Origin of the sequence: Polynucleobacter sp. AM-25C3 (assembly GCF_018882335.1) — a bacterium.
Classification (GTDB): Bacteria; Pseudomonadota; Gammaproteobacteria; order Burkholderiales; family Burkholderiaceae; genus Polynucleobacter.
Window position 1 is genome coordinate 1 of record NZ_JACVOS010000037.1, and the last position, 752, is coordinate 752.

At 50.7% G+C, this 752-nt stretch carries 1 protein-coding gene; it reads left to right on the top strand.

Annotated elements, in window-relative coordinates:
- The coding region (locus tag ICN12_RS10755; RefSeq protein ID WP_216272504.1) for an AIDA repeat-containing protein at window positions 1-752 on the top strand (752 nt) is incomplete at both ends.

Below are 752 nucleotides of genomic sequence, written 5' to 3' on the forward strand. Positions count from 1 at the left end.
GCGGTACTCAAGCTGTTAGTAGCGGTGGTAGTGCGATTAGTGCGACCATCAGTTCTGGCGGTACTCAAGCTGTTGGTAGTGGCGGTATTGCAAGTGCTACTACGGTAAATGATGGTGGTACTCAAGCCGTTAGTAGCGGTGGTAGTGCGATTAGCGCGACCATCAGTTCTGGCGGTAATCAAGCTGTTAGTAGTGGCGGTATTGCAAGTGCTACTACGGTAAATGATGGCGGTACTCAAGCCGTTAGTAGTGGCGGTATTGCAAGTGCTACTACGGTAAATGATGGCGGTACTCAAGCTGTTAGTAGCGGTGGTAGTGCGATTAGCGCGACCATCAGTTCTGGTGGTACTCAAGCCGTTAGTAGTGGCGGTATTGCAAGTGCTACTACGGTAAATGATGGTGGTACTCAAGCTGTTAGTAGCGGTGGTAGTGCGATTAGCGCGACCATCAGTTCTGGCGGTACTCAAGCCGTTAGTAGTGGCGGTATTGCAAGTGCTACTACGGTAAATGATGGCGGTACTCAAGCCGTTAGTAGCGGTGGTAGTGCGATTAGCGCGACCATCAGTTCTGGTGGTAATCAAGCTGTTTATGGTGGTGCTAGTGTGAGCGCTACTACGGTAAATGATGGCGGTACTCAAGCCGTTAGTAGTGGCGGTATTGCAAGTGCTACTACGGTAAATGATGGCGGTACTCAAGCTGTTAGTAGCGGTGGTAGTGCGATTAGTGCGACCATCAGTTCTGGCGGTACTCAA